We start from the raw sequence: 19,842 nt of genomic DNA on the forward strand, positions 1-19,842 counted from the left end.
TGCAGAGCCAGTCTGAAGAAACGAAGTTCAAAGCTTTCTGTAAAAAGCTACTTCGGAAGCATATGCTACGCCCTTTATCCCCGGATTTTCTCTTAGGAGAATTGATTCAAAAAATCCGGGGATAACAGCGATCAGAAGACGGTACTGCACTTGAAGGTATCTCGTGTAACGTAGAGGATGAATCCCATGAATAAAAAAGTGCTCGTGGTAGATGACGAATCAAGCATCGTCAGTGCCATTGCTTACGCGCTGCGGCGCGAAGGATATGAAGTAGAGACTGCGAGTGACGGCGAAGAGGCCTTGGTCAAGGTCGCATCGTTTCACCCACAGGTCATGATTCTGGACGTGATGATGCCAAGGCTTGATGGATACGGGGTATGCCGCAGGCTGGAGGACCGCGAGGATATCGGCATTATTTTGCTGACCGTCAAAAATGATATCGTGGACAAAATCGTTGGCCTTGAAATGGGTGCCGATGATTACATGACCAAACCATTCGAGATCCGTGAACTGCTCGCAAGGGTAAAAGCACTCATGCGCCGTGTTGAGAAAAGCAGTCCACCGCCTGACGATTCGAAGAATCAGGCCATCTTGAATGGCACACTGCGTATTCATGTTGCTCACCGCACGGTGACCGTGAATGAGGAAAAGCTGGATCTGACACCAAAAGAGTTCGACCTGCTGACCATTCTCATGTCCAATCCCGAGCGTGTGTACACACGAGATGATCTGCTGGATCGGGTCTGGGGCATGGAATATGCAGGTGGCACACGGACCGTGGACATTCACATTCAGCGTTTGCGCAAAAAAATCGGAGATACGGATCAGCAAAAATTGCAGACCGTATATGGGATTGGCTACAAAGCATCTGCACCTGATAGAGGCGGGGTTGTATGAGAGTCAGCATCAAGCTGAAGTTCAGTGTTTTTCTGGCAGCCTTGCTTATCCTGACCGTGGTGGTGCTTAGTTCACTGGTCCTGCGCGGTATTGAACGCAATCAGCAGTCACAGATTGAAGGTATTCTATCACAGCAGACACGGCTGGTGAATCTGAATGTGCGACAGTCCTACTACACCGAGTCCGTTCATCTCGATCAGGACGTTTTTTTACAGCGAAATGGCCGCAGGCTGGCACAGGAACTGGCCAACTCTACCGGATTGCCAATAGCACTCTATAACATGACAGGTCAGCAGGTGGGAGCATCCTTCGCCTCCGGTGAGAGTGAACTCGTTCAGGAAACGTTAGACTATGCGCTGCAAAATAAAATTGCCTATCATGAACAAGGGGACACCCTGCTCTACGCTGCACCATTGGACGGTCCGGATGGGCAGATGGGTGCCGTGTGGATACAGTATCCGGTCCAGAGTTACCAAGATTTTTATGCCCGTATCCTTCAACTATTTATGTGGGCAGGGATTGCGGTTGTGGCGCTGAGCTTCATTCTGGGGTATCTGTTCTACAATCGGTTTGCTGTCGCGATTACCCGGCTGAAAAAGTCTGCAGATTCCATTCGCGAAGGGAACTACATTACGGAGTCTCCTTTAAAGCGCAAGGATGAGTTGGGCGAACTGGGGCAGGGCATCTATTATATGAGTACATCCATTCAGCAAAATATCACAGCCATGCATGCGGAGCAGCAGAAGCTGCAACTAGCGATTGAGAAACTTCAGGCGCTGGAAAAGCAGCAGAAACAATATATCGGTAACATCAGCCATGAGTTCAAGACACCGCTGACATCGATCAAAGCTTATGTGGAGCTACTCGACATGTACAAGGATGATCCGCAACTTCTTGATGATGCCACGAGTAACATTGGCAAAGAAACGGAGCGGCTGTACGAGATGGTGGAGAAAGTACTACATTTATCTGCTCTGGAGAAGTATGACTTCGAGAACCAGGCCGAAGATGTAGAGGTCAGTGCTCTACTGGAGGATGCCTGTGGCCGGATGCGTGGGAAAGCGGAGAAGTTTGCGCTGAACATGGAACTGGATCTTGAACCGGCGGTGATCCGTAGCGACCGGGAGAGTCTTATGCATATTTTCATCAACATGCTGGATAATGCCATCAAATATAACATTCCGGATGGTGTGATCCGGGTGAAGAGCGAACTACGGATGCAGGAGCGTCAAGCGATCATTCGCATCTACAACTCGGGTACGCCGATTCCGGCAGAGGCGCGGGAGAAGATTTTTGAACCCTTTTACACCGTAAACAAAGACAGAGCCAGAAAAACCGGTGGAACCGGACTGGGGCTATCTCTCGTGAAGCAGTTTGTTGAAAAACAGGGCGGTACAATCACCCTGCTGTCGGGCGATCCAGAAGCTGGGGAAGGTGTGACGTTCCAGCTCATGTTCCCTTTGGCTGATTCAAGTTTACAAGTTCGAAACAAGTCTGAATAACTTTGGAAGTATGCGATGTGTATGCTTGGTGTATAGCAAGAGAAACCAGGGGGGACCATCATGAATTGGAAACAAGCAGCTTTGGGCACGTGCGGAGCCATTGCCCTGTTAACGACAGCGGCATGCGGGGGAACAACGGAGCCGGGGGGCAACGCACAAGGTGGGAAAACGGGCACCGACATTACAGTAAAAGATAATACCAACACGTCCGTGTACCAGAGCTTTAAGCTGGAGAAAATCGATAAACTTCCAAATATGCGCGGGATCGCATGGCTTAGTGATGATTGGATTGTATCCGACAAAGAGAACAAGTCCCTGAAACCCGTCACGGTTGAAGGTCAGGAAAGATACCCGCACAACTTATATATGTATGATCTGACGAAAGGCACAGACACGCCGCTCAAGGAAAGTGAAGCCAGCCTGGGTGCACCGCTGGTGTCACCGGATGGTCAGTACTTATTCTATCGGGAGCCGGAGGAAAATACGGGCAAAGGCTACTTCCTGAACCTGCATAATGGGGAGACAACTCCTGCTGGTAAGGAGGATGGCTTCATCCAAGAGGGTGCATGGCTGGATAATGAACATGTCGTTTTCCCCAATATGAAGGGTGATCTGATCTCGGCAAGTGTGGACGGTACAACAAAGGTACTGGTGGAGACGGGTAATTTCAATGTGCGGAGTATCGAGGTGTCAGGCAATATGCTCTATTATATTACGGGCGAAGATGGCCAGTTGAATGCATACGATGCGAAGACGGGTGACGTGAAACAGGTGCTGAAAAGTGTGGAGTGGGTCATCCCTTCTAATGATGGAACAAGGCTTGCGATTGTGAAAAGAACAGCGGATACCAAACGGGCGCTGGTGCTCACCGATCTGGAAGGCAATGAGAAGGCTACGCTCGCCAGAGGCACACAGATTTTCGGCACAAGCTGGTCGGGTGATGATTCCAAGATTGCATACACCATCAATTCCGAGAATGATAATGAGAAAGGGCTGTTTGTCTCCAACACGGAGTCGGCAGAACAGTACCAGATCTCGGCGGATATGGACAACGCTTCTGACCCGCTCGCCTGGAGCCCGGAAGGCAATAAAATCCTGTTATCGCAGGCGGTATTGGAGAATGAATCGTATCACTTTGTAACCTCAGTCATTACGATCTCCGAATGAAACAATCAGAAAAGCCTGTTCCCGGGAAGGAACAGGCTTTTAGATATGCACTAATTCTTTGTGTTCAACAGTAATTTGACCGCTTCTGCACGCGTAGTTTTATCACTTGGAGCAAAGGTATTCAGCCCTTTACCGTTCAGCATCCCGGCTTTTTGCATGCCAGCGACAGCTGCTTTGGCCCAAAGCGGAATCTGTGCGTCGTCAGCAAAGGTTGAGCTTGTGCCAGTTATCGCTTTTAATTGAAACGCATCGGCTACCATGACAGCCATCTCGGCACGGGTTACAGCGTCATTTGGGCGGAAAGCCCCCTCAGTGTCCCCCTGAATAAATCCTGCTTTCACTGCACGAGCTACAGCAGACTGTGCCCAAGCTCCTATTTTTGCATGATCGGTAAAAGATATTGCGGCTTCTGTGTATTCTGTTTGCAGTGCATTCATTAGCATCACCGTAAATTCAGCACGCGTAACGGATGCATTAGGCTTGAATGACCCATCGGAGAATCCACTTACGATACCTTCACGGACGGCTTCCTGAATGAAATCTTCCGCCCAGTGCCCGTTGACATCGCTAAATGCAATCTCTGCTGGCGCCTTGGGTTGTTCAACCGCAAAAACAGCAAATTTGGTGAAATGGTCTACGTCTACGTTGACTTGATTGTCATGAATTGAAGCTTCTCCCGCAGAGATCCACAACTTGTTTTGTTCATCAAAGTAGAATAGCCCAGCCTGGTGATTGGTTGGCAAGCTTGATGTATCAAATGCCAGATTCAAGGTTACGTATTTAGTGAAGTTCTGTTGAACATTCTTAAGTAACTCATATACCGGGCTGATTAGTATAGTCTGATTAGTTAGCAAGTCCGAAGAATCTGTAATCTGGTCAATCGTGATCTTCATTTCTTGATTAGTTGCTCCAGCCGGGATGGTTACAGTGATGCCATCACCCAAACTCACTTGCCCAGCCTGCCCCGCAGCAAGTGTTAAACGTCCATTCGTGGACGAATGGGCTATGGTATTAGGCGGCGAAGGGGTAACGCTCGACCCGTTGTTATTCTGGTTACCAGAGCCTCCGCCGCTGCTGTTACCATCATTACCACCTGCTGGTGGCGTGGAATTAACACTCCATTTGGCATATAAGATCAAATCGGCTGTAATCTCTGTTTGAGCAAAGTTGAATGGAGTCTTCAACTCGGGGTCTGCGTACCAGCCTGCAAATGTATAGCCGGAACGGCTTGGCGAAGCAGGTGCTGAAAGTTTCTTTCCGTATTCAACAGCTGCATCGGATACTGCTGATCCTCCAATTGTATTGAACGTTACCTTATATGTGTTTGGTGCCCATTTTGCATACAATGTGGTGTCCTGGACAATCGATCTAGTATTCAGGTCAAATGGCGTACTCCATTCAGGCTCAGTATACCAGCCTGCGAAAGTGTGTCCTGCTTTGGTTGGATCATCAGGAGCTGCCGCCAACTCACCATACGTGACTGTCTGATCAGGAACGAATGACCCACCATTAGTTTCGAAGTTAACGGTATAGGAGTTGACCGTCCATTTCGCATATAAAGTGAGATCATTGGTTACGGCGGTAGTGTCGAAATCAAAAGCCTGACTCAATCCTGAATCGGTAAACCATCCACCGAAAGTGTGTCCTGCTTTGGTTGGAATGTCAGGTGCAGCCGCCAAATCACCATATGGGACCGTCTGATCAGCAACGACTGAACCACCATTAGGATCGAAATTAACAGTATAGGAGTTGACCGTCCATTTCGCATACAGAGTGATATCAGCGGTAACGGTGGTATTGTCAAAATCAAAAGCCTGACTCAGACCTGAATCGGTATACCATCCAGCAAAGGTGTATCCTGCTTTCGTTGGAACTGCTGGAACCATAACCTTGTCACCGTAAGACACCTTTTGTTCGTTTACTTCAGAACCGCCGTTACTGTTAAAGTTGATCGTTCGCGGCGTATAAAAGCTGAAATGTAAGGTTGTGGTATTGCCCGCACTATCGGTAACAATCAGTGCATATTCTCCCTCAGATTGAACCGTTTCTCCGCTGCTGAAGGGTGAACCGTTCAGAGTGGCTGTTCCTTCATTAAAAGTGATTGTTGGGCTTTCATTGTATTTTCCATTATCAGTGACACCCAGTACAACAGGAGCTGCTGTATCAATGGAAAAATTCAACGTTGTACTGCCAATACTGTTAGTTACCACCAATGTATAAACCCCGTCAGCCGTAACTGTAGTGCCATTTGTGAATGCAGCACCATTCAGAAACGCGGTACCACTATTAAATGTAGGTGTTACCGTTTGATTGTATATTCCACCGTCAGATATGCCGTTGACTATAGGAGGAGTGGTTTGCTCAATCGTTATGGTCACTGACACCGGAATACTTGTACCCCATGGATTGCTGGCACTATAGGTAAAGCTGTCACTTCCCACATAATTGGCGTTCGGAGTATAAGTAAATGCCCCGTTAGCATTCATTACCAATGTTCCGTTCATCGGCCCACTTTTCAAAATAGCAGTAGAACCGTCGCTATCATTGGAAAGCACGCCTGGTGCAGACTCAGCCAAAGTGGAGTTTTGATTCGTGGTATAGGTGTCTTCGATTGCTTCCGGAAGCTGCCCACCGTCCAAGTTGGGGAACGCTCCTGCGTTAGCAACATAATAAACCAAGTCGGATTGGCTGCTGTTCAAATTAGGTACTTTAAAGTTCACCTGACCATCGCCCCCAAACCTGGTGCTCAACAGACTAAACAGGGGCTGATTATCGTTAGTGCCAAGAGTGGAACCATCCGCCAATATCCAGTTTTTTGTTGAAAGACTGACTAACATGGGAATGATCTCACCAATGTACTCGTTACCTGTACCATTCTCGGCATGGTTAGCTGGGTTTGTAAATATAGCGTAATGTACACCATTAATCTCTGGGAAGTTAGGCAACTTGAATTCATTCGGTGTGTCTGATCCGTAGGTTGTACCAATCATTTCATATAGATCCGAATATACGGAGGTATTAACGCTCTGCCCTTCAGCAGTTAACCAACCTGTGGGAGAGAAGAAATATGGAAATAGGCGAACCTCGCCTAACACAGCATTTCGGGTGTATAAAACATCGGGGTCTCGGGAAGGGAATACACCATTCATAGCTATGTAATAGCCCATCCCTTCTGGTGCAGCATTGGTAAGGTTAGGTAAGGCAAATGTTGATTTTCCGTCACCGCCATATTTATTGCCTAGCAACGAGTAGAGGGCTGTATTTTGGGTTAAAGAGAGCGTCTGTCCTCTGGCGGGCATCCATCCTGTGGGCACCGCTCTGTAAGGGAATAATCTGATCTCACCAAGGTAGGGATCTGCGGCTGCGGCATGCGCTTGTTGTACTATGCTGATATTATTCCATAGACCACTTAGTCCGATCAGGAATACCAACCATATGATGCTTACTTTCCTGAATAGTGTTAAACTCACGATCTCATCCCCATTTTTCATTTAAATATGTTACGTTATGCTTATTCCTGATCCACCTTATCTTTCTAATTCACAGGGGGAAGTCATATAATGATGAGCATAGTTTAATGGATATGAAAGCAAAAATGAATACGATTTTAGTTCAAATTCGAAATATTTTTTTTGATTTTCCAGAGACAAATCATTTATGGTTGAAATGTTCCATATCTTTCATCCCTTTCTATACATTTATATTGACTAAGCTATTCCGCTTCCGATAAACTAGAATGCAGGAATAAAAGTCGAATGTCAGACAGCAGTTCGAGACGATGTTTCGGGCGGCTGTTTATTTTCTTTTTAATGAGCAAGGTTGCAACGTAGTCGTCTTGCCGGATGATCCGGCTAATAACAACATGGAATAGGAACAGGTGATATACATGTGTAACAGCGCGTACCGCGTGCTTTTATATTATAAGTTCGTGAAGATTGAAGACCCTGAGACGTTTACACAAGAGCATCTGCAATACTGTAAGGACCTCGGTGTGAAAGGCCGTATTCTGATCGCATCCGAAGGCATTAACGGTACGGTATCCGGAACTCCTGAACAGACGGAACAGTATATGAAAGACATGCATGCCAACCCGCTGTTCAGCGATATGGTGTTCAAGATTGATGATGTGGAAGAGCATGCGTTCAAAAAAATCTTTGTTCGTCACAAAGCAGAGCTGGTTACGTTCCGCGTGGATGAAGATCTTGATCCGAATGTGATCAGCGGCAAACGCCTTTCACCGAAAGAGTTCCATGAACATCTGCAACGTGATGATGTCATCGTTATTGATGGTCGCAATGATTACGAATACGAAATTGGCCATTTCCGCGGGGCCATCCGTCCAGATGTTGAGTCGTTCCGTGAGTTTCCGGAGTGGATTCGGGAGAACCTGGGTGACATGAAGGACAAAACGATCATTACGTACTGCACTGGCGGCATTCGCTGCGAGAAGCTGACCGGGTTCATGATCAATGAAGGATTCCAGGACGTGGCTCAACTGGACGGCGGTATTGTCACGTACGGTAAAGACCCTGAAGTACAAGGCCATCTGTTCGATGGCAAGTGTTACGTGTTTGACGAGCGGATCTCTGTACCGATTAACCGGACAGAAGAGGATATTGTCATTGCCAGCTGTTATCACTGTGGAACGACACATGACCGATATATTAATTGTCCAACCTGCAACCTGCAGCACGTAAGCTGTGAGGATTGCGAAGAGACGCATAACCGCTTTTGCTCGGATGCCTGCCGGGAGGCAGCACCGGTACACGCATAAGCAGGAGAGCAGGTGCTGATCGTGAAGCGCGAAGAGGAACGAACGACGCGTGAACGGATTTTGTTCATGCTGAAGCAGCAAGGTACATTGACCGCGAGGGAAATGACAGCTGATCTGGGTCTGACCGGCATGGCCATTCGCCGTCATCTGACGGCACTGGAGCAGGACGGCTGGATCGAGGTTCGGGAGGCCCGGGCTACGGCCGGACGTCCGTCCTCGGTGTACCAACTGACGGTACGCGGGGACAGCTTTTTTCCAAAATCATATTCGTCCCTTACGCTGGAACTTCTTGAAGAATTGTCTGACTCTGCCGGTAGCGGTGTGGTGGATGCATTGTTCGAGAGTCGCCGGGACAAACTGCTTCGTAGCGGATTGCCACAGATGGAGGGCCAGGATCTGGCTGGACGAGTGGAGGAACTCGCGCGAATCCAGAATGCCAACGGATATATGGCGGATGCATCCAGAGATGCAGATGGAACCTACGTCATTACGGAAATGAACTGCCCGATTGTGCAAGTCGCGAGTGTCTACAAGCAAGCTTGCCGCTGTGAACTGGAACTGTTTCGCTCGCTACTTCAAGCTGAGGTAGAGCGTACCGAATGTTACGCCGATGGCGGCAAAAGGTGCAAGTATGAGATTCGCGAAGCGTCGGGGAATTAATTGAATAAGACATAGGCAACTCGCATAACTTGCGGGTTGCTTTTTTTTCGTTATGTAATGTTTTCTATCACAACCATACGATGAAACTAAATTGGAAGCGGTTCAACCATTGACGGATATCGGGACGCCCCTTAATATTAGGGGAACAATAAAACACCAACACGGGTCATGGACTTCAGTCGCATGAGAAAAGTCTATATTTGTCTGCTTTTGTCGATCAAAGCAACAATGCGTTGATGCGTTTGTTTTGTCCCGCCCTATCGTGCCAATGGAATCTCGATAAGGGTAACCACATTTTATAAGATGGAGAGGGGTTCTCACACATGAAAAAGAAATTTTGGATGTCACTGATGATGGTTGCTTCAATGATCGTTGCAGCAGGTTGCGGAAATAACAGCGGTACAGGCTCGGAATCCGAAGGATCAGGGACTACAACAGGTGGAGGAAGCGAGGAAAAATCATACCAGATTGCCATCTCGCAGATTGTTGAACATCCATCTCTGGATGCTACACGTGAAGGATTCATCGCAGCCCTGAAGGAAGCGGGCATTGAAGAGAACAAGAACCTCAAAATCGATTACAATAACGCGCAAGGTGATTCGACGAACAACCTGTCCATTGCACAGAAAATTTCGGGTGATTCCAAAAATGATCTTGTACTCGGCATCGCAACACCATCTGCGCTGGCGCTGGCTCAACAAGTGAAGGACAAGCCATTGCTGTTCGCAGCGGTAACGGACCCGTTGGGTGCCAAACTGGTGACCGATATGGACAAGCCGGGCGGCAATGTTACAGGTGCATCCGATACGAATCCGGAGGCTATTGTACAATTGGCTGACTTTATCGCCAAAAATCTGCCGGATGTGAAAACGGTGGGCTTGGTCATTAACGAAGGCGAACCAAATGCAGTGGTTATGGCAGATAATGCAGAAAAAGCGCTCGCAACACATAATATCAAGCTGGTGAAAGCACCGGTTACGAATACATCTGAAGTAAAACAGGCAACGGATTCTCTTGTTGGCAAAGTAGACGCCTTCTACATTACACTCGATAATTCTGTCGTGAGTGCGGTTGATACGATCATCCAAACGGCGAACAGTAATAAAATTCCGTTCTTCTCCAGTGATCGGGATACCGTTGAAAAAGGAGCTTTTGCAACGGTTGGCTTCAAATATTATGACCATGGATATCAGGTGGGTGAGATGGCCGCGGACATTCTGAAAAATGGTACGAATCCTGGGGATATGAAAGTTACCGTTCCAGACAAACTGGATCTGATCCTGAACTTGAAAGCGGCTGAAGCCCAAGGTATCACGGTTACGGATGAGATGAAAGCGGAAGTAAAAGACCAGGAAAACAACATTATTCAATAATCTGACCGGAATGTAATCCGGCAGTATGGATGCGAGGCGAACATGCAACGGGTTCGCCTCATTCTTTTCGATAGACAGGGAGGAAGTAGTGTGAGTATAAGCTGGAATTCAATTGAAGGGGCGATCGAGCTGGGGCTTTTATATGCACTGATGGCACTTGGTGTATATATTACGTTCCGCATACTCGATTTTCCTGACCTTACCGTAGACGGAAGTTTTACAACAGGGGGCGCAATCGCGGCGGTGATGATCTCCAATGACTTTTCTCCTTGGCTCGCCTGTCTGGCGGCAATGGCTGGCGGTATGGTAGCCGGAGCCTGTACGGGCCTGCTTCATACCAAAGGCAAGATTAATGGATTGTTATCCGGGATCTTGATGATGATCGCGCTCTACTCCATTAATATGCGTATTCTTGGCGCACCGAATAAATCCATTATGGGCATGGACAATCCATTCTCGGGTGAACATGTCATGGTACTAATTATCATCGTGGTGCTGGTGTTTAAAATCATGCTCGATCTGTTCATGAAAACAGATGTTGGACTGGCACTCCGCGCGACAGGTGATAACAAACGCATGATTCGCAGCTTTGGTGCAAATACGGATGTGACTACGATTGTAGGGGTCAGCTTATCCAATGGATTGGTTGCCCTGTCTGGTGCATTCATTGCACAGCAATCAGGCTTTGCAGACATCACGATGGGTATTGGTATGATCGTCATCGGACTGGCTTCAGTGATTATCGGTGAGGCCATTCTTGGAGCAAGAACGGTATTCTGGGCTACACTTGCAGCGATCGTTGGTTCAATCATTTATCGAATTGTGGTTGCGCTTGCCCTACAGGTCGAATGGTTTGATACATCTGATCTGAAGTTGATCACCGCGGTGATCGTCATTATTGCTCTTGTATTCCCAACGATGCAGCGCTCCATGAAGCAGCGTAGTCTGGCTCGCAAACGAACGGAAGAGTTGATGCGATCCGGGGGTCATCAGGCGAAGGGAGGTATGTGATCATGCTGGAGATTACGCAAGTAACGAAGCTGTTCAACCCAGGCACAACGGATGAGAAGACCGCGCTGGTTGGTGTGAATCTGACGATGAATCCGGGAGACTTTGTGACGGTGATTGGCAGTAACGGAGCCGGTAAATCCACGCTGATGAACATCATTTCGGGTGTGATGAAGCCGGATATGGGCGATGTACTGATCAATGATCGCTCCATTAAAAACCTACCGGAGCATAAGCGTAGCAGCTGGATTGGCCGGGTGTTTCAGGACCCGATGGCAGGAACAGCACCACATATGTCCATTGAAGAAAATATGGCGATGGCATACAAACGTGGCAAAGGACGCGGACTGGGCTTCGGAGTTACCCGTGCCAGACGTGAGATTTTCAACACGCAATTGGAGAAGCTGGGAATCGGACTGGAAAAGCGGCCTAACGCGAAAGTCGGTCTCTTGTCAGGTGGGGAGCGGCAGGCACTTAGTCTATTGATGGCGACCTTTACCCAACCGCAGATTCTACTGCTGGATGAGCATACGGCCGCACTTGACCCTTCACGTGCTGAACTGATCACGGAACTAACGGAGACACTTGTGCGTGAGATGAGACTGACTACATTGATGGTGACGCACAATATGGAGCAGGCCATTCGTCTGGGTAACCGTCTGATTATGATGGACAAAGGCCGAATTATTCTGGATGTCAGCGAAGAGCGCAAGCGTACGTTGACTGTACCTGAGTTGCTTGGTGAATTCGAACGGATTAGCGGCAAAAAAATGGCGGATGATCGTGTCGTGCTGGGTTAAGACAAGTGAATACTTGTTCCAAAATTAAGCGTTTCGTACTATAACAAGCTCTTTATTACAGAAACCTTTTGCGTTCTCGCAAAGGGTTTTTGTGGTATGTTGAAAACACGATGAGAAGAATACATAGGAGGAACCAGGCATGTCTTTACAATTGGATGAAGGGACATACACCGTAACCCGGCGAACGGAATCCATTCGCCTGCTCGCCAAGGAATTTGCACTGCTGCATTTTCTGTATGAAAACAAGGAAAAAGCCTTCACCCGTAGTCAACTGCTCGATCGGGTATGGCCGCTGGAGTATCCGGTTGAACGCACCGTGGACGATCATATCTATCGCCTGCGCAAGAAGCTGAAACGTTGGGATGAGATACGTCTGGATACAGTAAGGGGCTATGGATATCGGCTTGCTGTACATGAGAACAAGTCCGCTCTACCCGCTAGCCCTTCTGCTCAGGACCCAGAAATGCAGGAAGTCATTCACGGATTACTTCGTAAATATCACTTGTTTGGGCAGGGAAACGCCATACAGACCCTGGTTCAACAGCAGGAAGCACTCGGCATTCAGATTGTGCCGTATTATCAGTTGTATATCCGTTTTATACAGGGAGATCTGGAATGGCTGATTACAACGAAAGAAATTCCCTTTGAGGAGCGACTATATTGGCTACTGATTTTCGTGCACCCCCTGATCGAGCCGGCGGATAGTATTCAGTTGTATGAACAGGCGCTGAATTCATCGGCATTGTCTGCCGATCAGCTTCGCGAACTCCGCATTCTGAACATCATTGAAGTCTATGTAGAGGCGGGCCAATATCAACGGGCCAAAGCACAACTGGAGGAAACGTATCGTGTAATAGAGACTGACGAGCTCAAGAATTTCAGACTGCCTGTAGCACTTGCAGCGTTGTATGTGGAACTGTGGGGTGGCAGCGGTGAAGCTGTTGAGGCCCAGATGGCAGTTCTGCGGTCAGGATTAAAGGATGCACCCTATCTGCGAGAGATCGGACGTTTTCAGGTGATGGAAGGATTATGGTTACTTCGGCAGGGACGGATTCGTGAGGCAGAGTTAAGAATGGATGACGGTCTGGATGTATTGAAAATGTCGCTGAACGCACCGCTGTATCTGAATGCAGCATATCAGATTCTCCTATTCCTGGGTCATCATCGAATCGAAGGCAGGCTTCGCAGTAAATATCGTCAAGTGTATGCTGAGATCGGCAAAAGTTACGGTGTTCCCTTATATGGACAACAAATTGTAGATGAAGTACGTAACTTTTTATCTCCTACCTCCCCATCCTCTGATCTTCCTCTGATATAACTCCTTTATGATTACAGCCAAGGAACATACAGACCGCTAACGGCTGTAACCAAGGGAGGAAGTACATGTATGACCGTCATTTCAAATGAATCCACATCCAATGAATCCACCGAATCACCCGCCTCATCTGCGCAATCTTCCAAAAGCTTATGGACTAACCTCCGGTTTGTCCGCATGTTTATCGCATACTCGCTAGCTACGTTTGGAGATTGGTTCGATGCACTTGCCATCCAGGTGATGGTGGCCTACCGTTGGGGTGCTGATCCGCTGATTATTGCACTTATTCCTGTATGTATGGCTGTCCCGGGTATACTGCTTGGCTCCTTTGCAGGTGCTCTGGCTGATCGACTGCACAAAGTGAAAATCATGATTTTGTGTGATGTAATCACCGTGGGATTAACCGTTGCTATTTTATTCGCACCAAGCCCGGCATGGTTGCTTCCATTGCTCGCTCTGCGTGCCATGATGGGAGTGTTCCACGTTCCAGCTCAGCAGGCGTTAACCCGCCAGGTGGTGGCAGAGGAGCATCTGTTTCAGGCATCGTCCCTAAACGGTTTTGTGAGCCAGTGTTCGAAAGTGGCGGGACCACTTCTGGGTGCAGTCATTTTGGCCTTCTTTTCACCACAAATCTGTATTGTCATTAATGCCTGTACCCGCCTGTTGTCAGGTGCGGTATTATGGCCCTTGCGGCGTTTGGTGGAGAAGTCGGAGTCCGTTGAATCAGACGGAAGTGCTGCTAGTGAAAAGGATGGATCAGAATCTTTGTTCTCCCAGTGGAAGCAAGGCTGGCGTTTTATACGGAGCAGTCGCACCGTGCTGAGTACGATTTTGTTCGGCTGTTTTGGACTCATGGCCATTCTCATGATTGATTATCAGTTTACGACCCTGTTTCGGGAGATCAAGCCAGGTAATGAATCACTGCTCGGCTGGTTGGGGTCGTCGGCAGGAGCCGGGGCAGTCGTCATCATTTTGTCGTTAAATCACTTGCCGAGAATTGGGTATGGGTGGGGACTGGGTGGAGGATATCTGTTCGTGGGTGCCGGAATCGCTGCGCTGGGGTGGATCGGCCCACAAACACCTGAAATTTGGGTTATTATCTGGGGTCTCTGCATTGGGCTGGGTAATGGACTCTTTATGGTAACACTGAATTATTTGTTGCAAAAAGAGACCCCTCCTGCCTATGTAGGGCGCGTCTTTGGCATTCAAAATTCACTATCCAGTGTTGTACTGGTCGTAGCTCCACTTGCAGGTGGAGCACTCATTCGAGCCGCAGGGCCGAGCCCCACCTTTCAATATATCGGTCTCGCTACGCTGGTGATTGGTCTTGCCGGCATGCTGTTGCAACGAATCTTGTGGGAGGGGAAGCAGCCTCTCGTGTCTGAAGCAAAAGAGACCATTCCGCAGGAATCGGTCTGACAGCCTTGTCCGGACAACATTTTTTATCATCATTGCATCTACTATAAAACGAACAGCCGCTTCCGATATTCATTCGAAGGCGGTTGTTTGCACGTTGCATTTGTTATACATCGTTGAACGAATTATACTTCCCACCAAGCAAAATAAGCAGTGGAGGCCATTAGTCCTCCAACTGAAAGTGATCCGCTAACAGTCAGATTGATAGCCTGATCTGGAGGAACGACGTATCTTCCAGATTCATTGGATAGAAAAGGACCTGCTGCAAGCCCTGTCGCCTCGTGGCGTGCTGGCGTTGCCCGCAGCGCCTTCCTTCTGCGGAACACTGCGGGCTGCTTGCGCTATGCTGCATGCCGGACGGCGCACAGCAGCCCCATGCGGACGAAGTGCCCGCCCCGGAGCGCACGGTTCACGCGCTCCTTTCCACTCTGCACTTAACTCAAAGCAACCCAATTCGTCTCAACCTTTGCATATCACCGCTCGAAAACAGCGGATTGGCGTGCCGTACATATCAGACCAGATGGCATCGTCCGGCTCTTCCACATTCAGCTTATCTTCAATGGTTAATCCGGTGACAGCCATGATTGTCTCCAGCAGATCCGGCCGCATCTCGGGTACATCAAAGGTAGCGATCAACTGTCCGTTTGGCTTCAGTACCCGGGCGAATTCCCGAAACGCCCGCAGCATCGTGCCTGTATCCAGATGCTCCAGTACAGAGATACAGAACACCCGATCAAACTTACCCGACTCATACGGAAGCTGGGCCAGATTAGCCTTTGCGCGGTGCAATCGGACGAGAGTTGATTCCGGCAGATCCTGGGCGGCCTGCTCGCCAAAATCAGAAACAATATCCAGTCTTATCGCCTCTTCAGACAAAATACGTTCATCCCAGTCACAGGCGTGAACCTCGCGGCAGTTCTCTGCAAGCCAGAATTTGAATGGATGGGAGATGCCGCAGGCTGCATCAAGGACCACATCGTCTGAACGTGCAAACCGCCGGGCCCATTCATATTCGTAGGGACGGCTCCACCATGCCGGATGCAGGGGGAAGACTAACGTGTCCGTTTTAGGGTCACTTTGCCTAATGTATCTTGATTCCATGAATTCCGTTGCCTTGGGCGTATCCATCATCCCCGAATTCCCTCCTTCAATCCTGTCTCTGCCAAAAAAGATTCCAACACCGTGCTCCACCGGCTCCGCCACCTGGCAAGATCATAGGACAGTGCAGTCTCTCGCGCATAGATTCCCAGTCGTTCTCGCTCGGCCCGATCCTGTACAAGACGTACCAGTGCAGCGGTTAGTTCCTGCTCACCAGGAGGTACCAGCAGTCCGTTAAAACCATCCTGAATCAGATCATTCAATCCGCCAACATTGGAGGCAATTACCGGGAGTCCACAGCTCATCGCTTCCAGACAGGCATAGGAGGTGCCTTCCGAGAACACGGTTGGAATTACGGCGATATCTGCCTGATGGTAGGCCTCCCGAATATCCCGGAAATCATACGTGCGCTGGTTAATTCGCCCCGCATGTGGATGAGTACGATGCCAGTAACGAAAGACTCTCCCGACCGTACTGCCTTCGACCAATTCCCCGGCAAATTCAATCTCCAGATCCGGAAAAGCCCCCAGTAGTTTATCCGCTGCCAGCATCATTGGAATAATACCCCGTTCCATGCTGATGCGGCGCGGATAGATAATGCGAATTGGGCGGGGATAGGTCATCCGGGCATCCACAGTTTTCTTTTCAACCTGTCCCTGAATTGGGGCATTAACCTGATACTCAGCATCTTCTACTAGAAGCTCCGTAGCCCAGTCCTTTGAATTCCGGTGGTTATGAGCAAACCTATACGTTTCGCCATCTGCCTCAACTTCTTCCAGTTTCGATAAATTCATATGGAAATCTACCGTTTCTTTCCCCTCTGGTTCTTGATCGCTATCCTTGCCTTCTACAGCTTGCACCCCTGATATAACTGCACCAACATTTTCTCCATGACTCGCCAGATCATTCTTCCATGCGACAAGCCATTCGTCTTCCTGTTTCTGCTCGAAGGTCCGTGTTGGCGGGGCTGGTGTGAAATAGGACGTATCCACTGCGTTGGGAATCAGAACAACCTGCCTTGGATCGGTATAGGTGCACGCAGCCCGGCAAAAGGTCTGGAAATGGGAATCCACCGATACAATGCGCACGAGTCCATCCAGAGCCAGTTGAATATGTTCCGCCACTTGTTGTTTGGTCTCCAATGGCAGCCCGGGACGATCCCAGTTAATGCCGTGACAGATGCCAAGACTGCCGGGTTTGTAGGTGATGGGTTGCCACAGACAGCTGGCATAGATCACTGGGCCGCGCGCTGCGGCTGCCATCCGGTCAAAGGCTTCCGGTACATTATCCATGTCGTACGAATAACCAAATACGTCAATCTGCTCCGTCCGAGTCTGGAATGCTTCAAAATAAGAGAGCTGATGAACCTCGGGAATCTGCCCGAGTCCACGGATGACACTGCACAGATCCAGAATATAGCGCTCCAGTCCACCCCCAAATACACGACCGAATTCCCGGTTGTACCCGTCGGTGAAACTATGCGTCAGAATACTCACCACGCCCATCTCACGGTCCCTCCTTCCAGGGAATCAGCCGAGGTTCCGGATCGAGAATAGACTCGTAATGTGCAAGATTGCCCCACTCACCGCTAGGATCAATACGTTTGTAACGCAAATATTTACGAACCCGGTCCTCCAGACTGCCTGCCCAGCCGAGATGCTGAACCTTCAATTCCGTGCTGACTCCAGGCAATAAACTGCAGGACAAGGGAAGACGGGGAACATGATGATTCTGTTGTGGATAAAAATAAGGATATCCAGGCATATACCGTACAAGTGAAGCAGTATGCCGTTTGTGCAGACACCAGAGATCATCTTCCCGGTAGTGGGTCCGGCCACCCCACATGTCGTAGAAACGGAATGCAAACCAGTCTGCGTACTCCTGATTAATCAGAGTGCGTATGGCTTTCTTGGCCTCTGTGCTGTACAGCTCATCCGCATCGACCGAGAGCAACCAGTCGGGACGTGTTCCCGCCGCCGCTTGCCATAAGGTGTTGCGAAGCCGCCATTCCTCGGCGAACAGCGGTTTCTCCAATACCTCCAGACGAACTACCTTTGGATAGGCTTTGCATATGTCCGGGGTTCCGTCTGTGCTGGCATCGTCCACAATCACGATCTCATCCACGAACTCACTCAGATCATGCAATACTTCTTCCAGGTATCGGCCACGCTCATTGCGAACCTGGAGCATGGCGGTGAGCTTGTTGCCTTTGCTTTTGCGAACCCGACGAATGGAGAAGGGCTCTTTGAATACACTTGTTTCCTCTTGTGTCATAGCAGCATTCTGTTCTTCCTGACCCTGTGTGTCGCCCCAGTGATGCACTTGGCTTCGGATGTCCTGTGTTGGTTGTGTATGATCCGGGGTGTGATCGCCATTTCCCAATGCGTCTGTATGTGTTCGATCGACTGTTTCCGTTGGCGTGTAAGTGGTTTCGGTTCGGATATCCCTGTGCACCATTGGCCCATTCAACTGTTGTCTACGCTTCTTCGGGTCCAGCATCATGGCACCTCCCCAAGCAATTGCTGTACAGCATGATCCAACAGCTCCAGCTCCACAATCCGGGCCAGCGCATCTTCATCCTCCAGTGCTGTCTCAAGGAAATGTCGGACTGCCCCGTGTCGTTCCCCTCGCAGTGCCAGCGCACTGCCGGATAATTGCTGATAGTCCCGGCGACTGGCATCATCCTGAATATCGACTGCATGCACCAGCGCCAGTGCCTCTTCCACACGTCCAGTCTCCTGGTAGATGCGGAATTTCCAATGTCTCGCGGTTTCTCCGCCAAGTTCTTCAAGGATACGCAGGGCATTTCCGTAATCTTCGTTCATACGCAGTAGTTCCGCTCGTACAAGTTGATCTTCTCCCGCCTCAAGCCAGCGACATAACTGTTCATAATGATGCCGTTCTTGTTCATCGGCTGCACTAATTCCATACACCCGCAGGGCGTCCTCCAACTGTCCGGCCCGGGCATGAATGGCAGACAGGAATCTATAGTGGGAGACTACACAGTCACTGCGACCATTCAAGACCGCATGGGAGAATGCCTCTTGAAGTGAATTGATAGCCCGAGGATCTTCAAGCAAGTACTCATAGGCTGCCAGCAAAAAGGATATCGTCTCATGTGCACCTGCTTTGGCACGAAGCTGGCGGTAGAAGTCGGCACGTACACTGCATTGAAGCAGGGTGACGCTATCCGGAGTGCCTGACAGGATCTGCCGCAGCGCATGCAGGAAGAACAGTTCGTAGTCCCGGAGAGGGACTTCGAGATCATCTTTTTGCATCGTACCTGCAGGTGCAGGGTCTTCACCGCCCAGCCAGATAGCGCGTGCACCTTGGAAAAGCAGCTTCATATAACGTGTTTCGGAGGATGTGCCTACCAGATCGGCGATGCCGACCAGTTTGGAAATACTACTCTCCCATAGGGGAGATTCTGCTTCGTTTCCAGCAGGCTCAGGGAGCAGGGCAATACATAGCTCAGGCTCCAGCGAAGCCGTAGCCATTAGCCAGTAGGGATGGGCGACTACGGCTACGGTGCGAGGTTCCAGCAATAGCTGCTCGGCCTCAGGGAGGGAGATGACGGTAATGACCGGAGGTACATCTTCTGTTTGCGTCAGGCTGCTGACATAGTAGACCTCTCCCTCGATCGACAGCAGTGCAGCAATATCGGGATAGGGAAAGGATGACCAGCTCCCTTTGCGAGGGAAGAGAACAAATCGGACAGGGGGCTGTGTTGTACTGGCCTTATCCAGCCTAGCTTCGGCGTCTTCACCTAGCAGTGGTGCAGGTTTTTCCATGAATAGTTCACCTCACCTTGACTGTAATATGGCGCGTCATT

Annotated in this window: 16 protein-coding genes; 10 read left to right on the plus strand and 6 right to left on the minus strand. The window is 49.4% G+C overall.

The genetic code is table 11. The features are described 5' to 3' along the window. Positions 1-186 precede the first annotated feature (186 nt). The 3 genes from QF049_RS24975 to QF049_RS24985 are packed head-to-tail and all read left to right on the plus strand — an operon-like array spanning position 187 to position 3,566. A complete protein-coding gene (locus QF049_RS24975) occupies positions 187-897 on the plus strand; it encodes a response regulator transcription factor (protein ID WP_307541420.1) in 711 nt (236 codons plus the stop codon). Further along, complete coding sequence (locus QF049_RS24980) at positions 894-2,399, plus strand: sensor histidine kinase (protein ID WP_307541422.1); 1,506 nt, start codon at positions 894-896, stop codon at positions 2,397-2,399. The genes QF049_RS24975 and QF049_RS24980 overlap by 4 nt, the downstream gene beginning before the upstream one ends. Positions 2,400-2,459: 60 nt before the next feature. Next, positions 2,460-3,566, plus strand: a complete 1,107-nt coding sequence (locus QF049_RS24985; protein ID WP_307541425.1) for a TolB family protein — start codon at positions 2,460-2,462, stop codon at positions 3,564-3,566. 50 nt (positions 3,567-3,616) lie between these two features. Here the strand turns inward: QF049_RS24985 and QF049_RS24990 are convergent, their stop codons facing one another. Further along, positions 3,617-7,036: an InlB B-repeat-containing protein gene (locus tag QF049_RS24990; protein ID WP_307541427.1), complete on the minus strand. Its 3,420-nt coding sequence runs from the start codon at positions 7,034-7,036 to the stop codon at positions 3,617-3,619. 416 nt (positions 7,037-7,452) lie between these two features. Here QF049_RS24990 and trhO point away from each other — a divergent pair, with 416 nt between their 5' ends. The 7 genes from trhO (at position 7,453) to QF049_RS25025 (ending at position 14,915) form a co-directional block, all read left to right on the plus strand. Next, the gene (gene trhO / locus QF049_RS24995; RefSeq protein ID WP_124116691.1) at positions 7,453-8,340 is read left to right on the plus strand and encodes an oxygen-dependent tRNA uridine(34) hydroxylase TrhO; all 888 of its coding nucleotides are present in this window, start codon (positions 7,453-7,455) and stop codon (positions 8,338-8,340) included. A 12-nt stretch (positions 8,341-8,352) separates the two neighbouring features. Next, entirely contained in the window at positions 8,353-9,000 is a 648-nt protein-coding gene (locus tag QF049_RS25000; protein ID WP_083677519.1) for a helix-turn-helix transcriptional regulator, read from the plus strand. A gap of 323 nt (positions 9,001-9,323) precedes the next feature. Then, entirely contained in the window at positions 9,324-10,373 is a 1,050-nt protein-coding gene (locus tag QF049_RS25005; protein ID WP_074092683.1) for an ABC transporter substrate-binding protein, read from the plus strand. Positions 10,374-10,523: 150 nt separating this feature from the next. Next, on the plus strand, positions 10,524-11,384 hold the full coding sequence (locus QF049_RS25010) for an ABC transporter permease (protein WP_051154091.1): 861 nt from the start codon (positions 10,524-10,526) through the stop codon (positions 11,382-11,384). Positions 11,385-11,386: 2 nt separating this feature from the next. Next, positions 11,387-12,181, plus strand: a complete 795-nt coding sequence (locus QF049_RS25015) for an ABC transporter ATP-binding protein (RefSeq protein WP_036606660.1) — start codon at positions 11,387-11,389, stop codon at positions 12,179-12,181. 139 nt (positions 12,182-12,320) lie between these two features. Beyond that, the gene (locus tag QF049_RS25020; RefSeq protein ID WP_307541431.1) at positions 12,321-13,499 is read left to right on the plus strand and encodes a winged helix-turn-helix domain-containing protein; all 1,179 of its coding nucleotides are present in this window, start codon (positions 12,321-12,323) and stop codon (positions 13,497-13,499) included. A gap of 69 nt (positions 13,500-13,568) precedes the next feature. Continuing rightward, a complete protein-coding gene (locus tag QF049_RS25025) occupies positions 13,569-14,915 on the plus strand; it encodes an MFS transporter (protein ID WP_307541433.1) in 1,347 nt (448 codons plus the stop codon). 122 nt (positions 14,916-15,037) lie between these two features. Here the strand turns inward: QF049_RS25025 and QF049_RS25030 are convergent, their stop codons facing one another. The 5 genes from QF049_RS25030 to QF049_RS25050 all read right to left on the minus strand — a co-directional run bounded on the left by QF049_RS25030 (position 15,038) and on the right by QF049_RS25050 (position 19,801). Then, positions 15,038-15,238: a hypothetical protein gene (locus QF049_RS25030; protein ID WP_307541435.1), complete on the minus strand. Its 201-nt coding sequence runs from the start codon at positions 15,236-15,238 to the stop codon at positions 15,038-15,040. 133 nt (positions 15,239-15,371) lie between these two features. Beyond that, positions 15,372-16,043 carry a class I SAM-dependent methyltransferase gene (locus tag QF049_RS25035; protein WP_307541437.1) on the minus strand — a complete coding sequence of 224 codons (672 nt, stop codon included), beginning with the start codon at positions 16,041-16,043 and terminating at the stop codon, positions 15,372-15,374. Beyond that, positions 16,040-17,515, minus strand: a complete 1,476-nt coding sequence (locus QF049_RS25040; RefSeq protein ID WP_307541439.1) for a glycosyltransferase family 4 protein — start codon at positions 17,513-17,515, stop codon at positions 16,040-16,042. The genes QF049_RS25035 and QF049_RS25040 overlap by 4 nt, the downstream gene beginning before the upstream one ends. 1 nt (position 17,516) lies before the next feature. Next, a complete protein-coding gene (locus QF049_RS25045) occupies positions 17,517-18,512 on the minus strand; it encodes a glycosyltransferase (RefSeq protein ID WP_307541440.1) in 996 nt (331 codons plus the stop codon). Then, positions 18,509-19,801 (minus strand): tetratricopeptide repeat protein, encoded by a 1,293-nt coding sequence (locus QF049_RS25050; RefSeq protein WP_307541442.1) that lies wholly within the window; start codon positions 19,799-19,801, stop codon positions 18,509-18,511. The genes QF049_RS25045 and QF049_RS25050 overlap by 4 nt, the downstream gene beginning before the upstream one ends. Positions 19,802-19,842: the final 41 nt, after the last annotated feature.

It is taken from the genome of Paenibacillus sp. W4I10 (assembly GCF_030816325.1).
Lineage (GTDB): Bacteria > Bacillota > Bacilli > Paenibacillales > Paenibacillaceae > Paenibacillus > Paenibacillus amylolyticus_B.

Coding starts and splice junctions, on each gene's coding strand:
- QF049_RS24975 (WP_307541420.1), top strand. CDS start 187: ATGAATAAAAAAGTGCTCGTGGTAGATGACGAATCAAGCATCGTCAGT.
- QF049_RS24980 (WP_307541422.1), top strand. CDS start 894: ATGAGAGTCAGCATCAAGCTGAAGTTCAGTGTTTTTCTGGCAGCCTTG.
- QF049_RS24985 (WP_307541425.1), top strand. CDS start 2,460: ATGAATTGGAAACAAGCAGCTTTGGGCACGTGCGGAGCCATTGCCCTG.
- trhO (WP_124116691.1), top strand. CDS start 7,453: ATGTGTAACAGCGCGTACCGCGTGCTTTTATATTATAAGTTCGTGAAG.
- QF049_RS25005 (WP_074092683.1), top strand. CDS start 9,324: ATGAAAAAGAAATTTTGGATGTCACTGATGATGGTTGCTTCAATGATC.
- QF049_RS25010 (WP_051154091.1), top strand. CDS start 10,524: ATGGCACTTGGTGTATATATTACGTTCCGCATACTCGATTTTCCTGAC.
- QF049_RS25015 (WP_036606660.1), top strand. CDS start 11,387: ATGCTGGAGATTACGCAAGTAACGAAGCTGTTCAACCCAGGCACAACG.
- QF049_RS25020 (WP_307541431.1), top strand. CDS start 12,321: ATGTCTTTACAATTGGATGAAGGGACATACACCGTAACCCGGCGAACG.
- QF049_RS25025 (WP_307541433.1), top strand. CDS start 13,569: ATGACCGTCATTTCAAATGAATCCACATCCAATGAATCCACCGAATCA.
- QF049_RS25035 (WP_307541437.1), bottom strand. CDS start 16,043: ATGATGGATACGCCCAAGGCAACGGAATTCATGGAATCAAGATACATT.
- QF049_RS25040 (WP_307541439.1), bottom strand. CDS start 17,515: ATGGGCGTGGTGAGTATTCTGACGCATAGTTTCACCGACGGGTACAAC.
- QF049_RS25045 (WP_307541440.1), bottom strand. CDS start 18,512: ATGATGCTGGACCCGAAGAAGCGTAGACAACAGTTGAATGGGCCAATG.
- QF049_RS25050 (WP_307541442.1), bottom strand. CDS start 19,801: ATGGAAAAACCTGCACCACTGCTAGGTGAAGACGCCGAAGCTAGGCTG.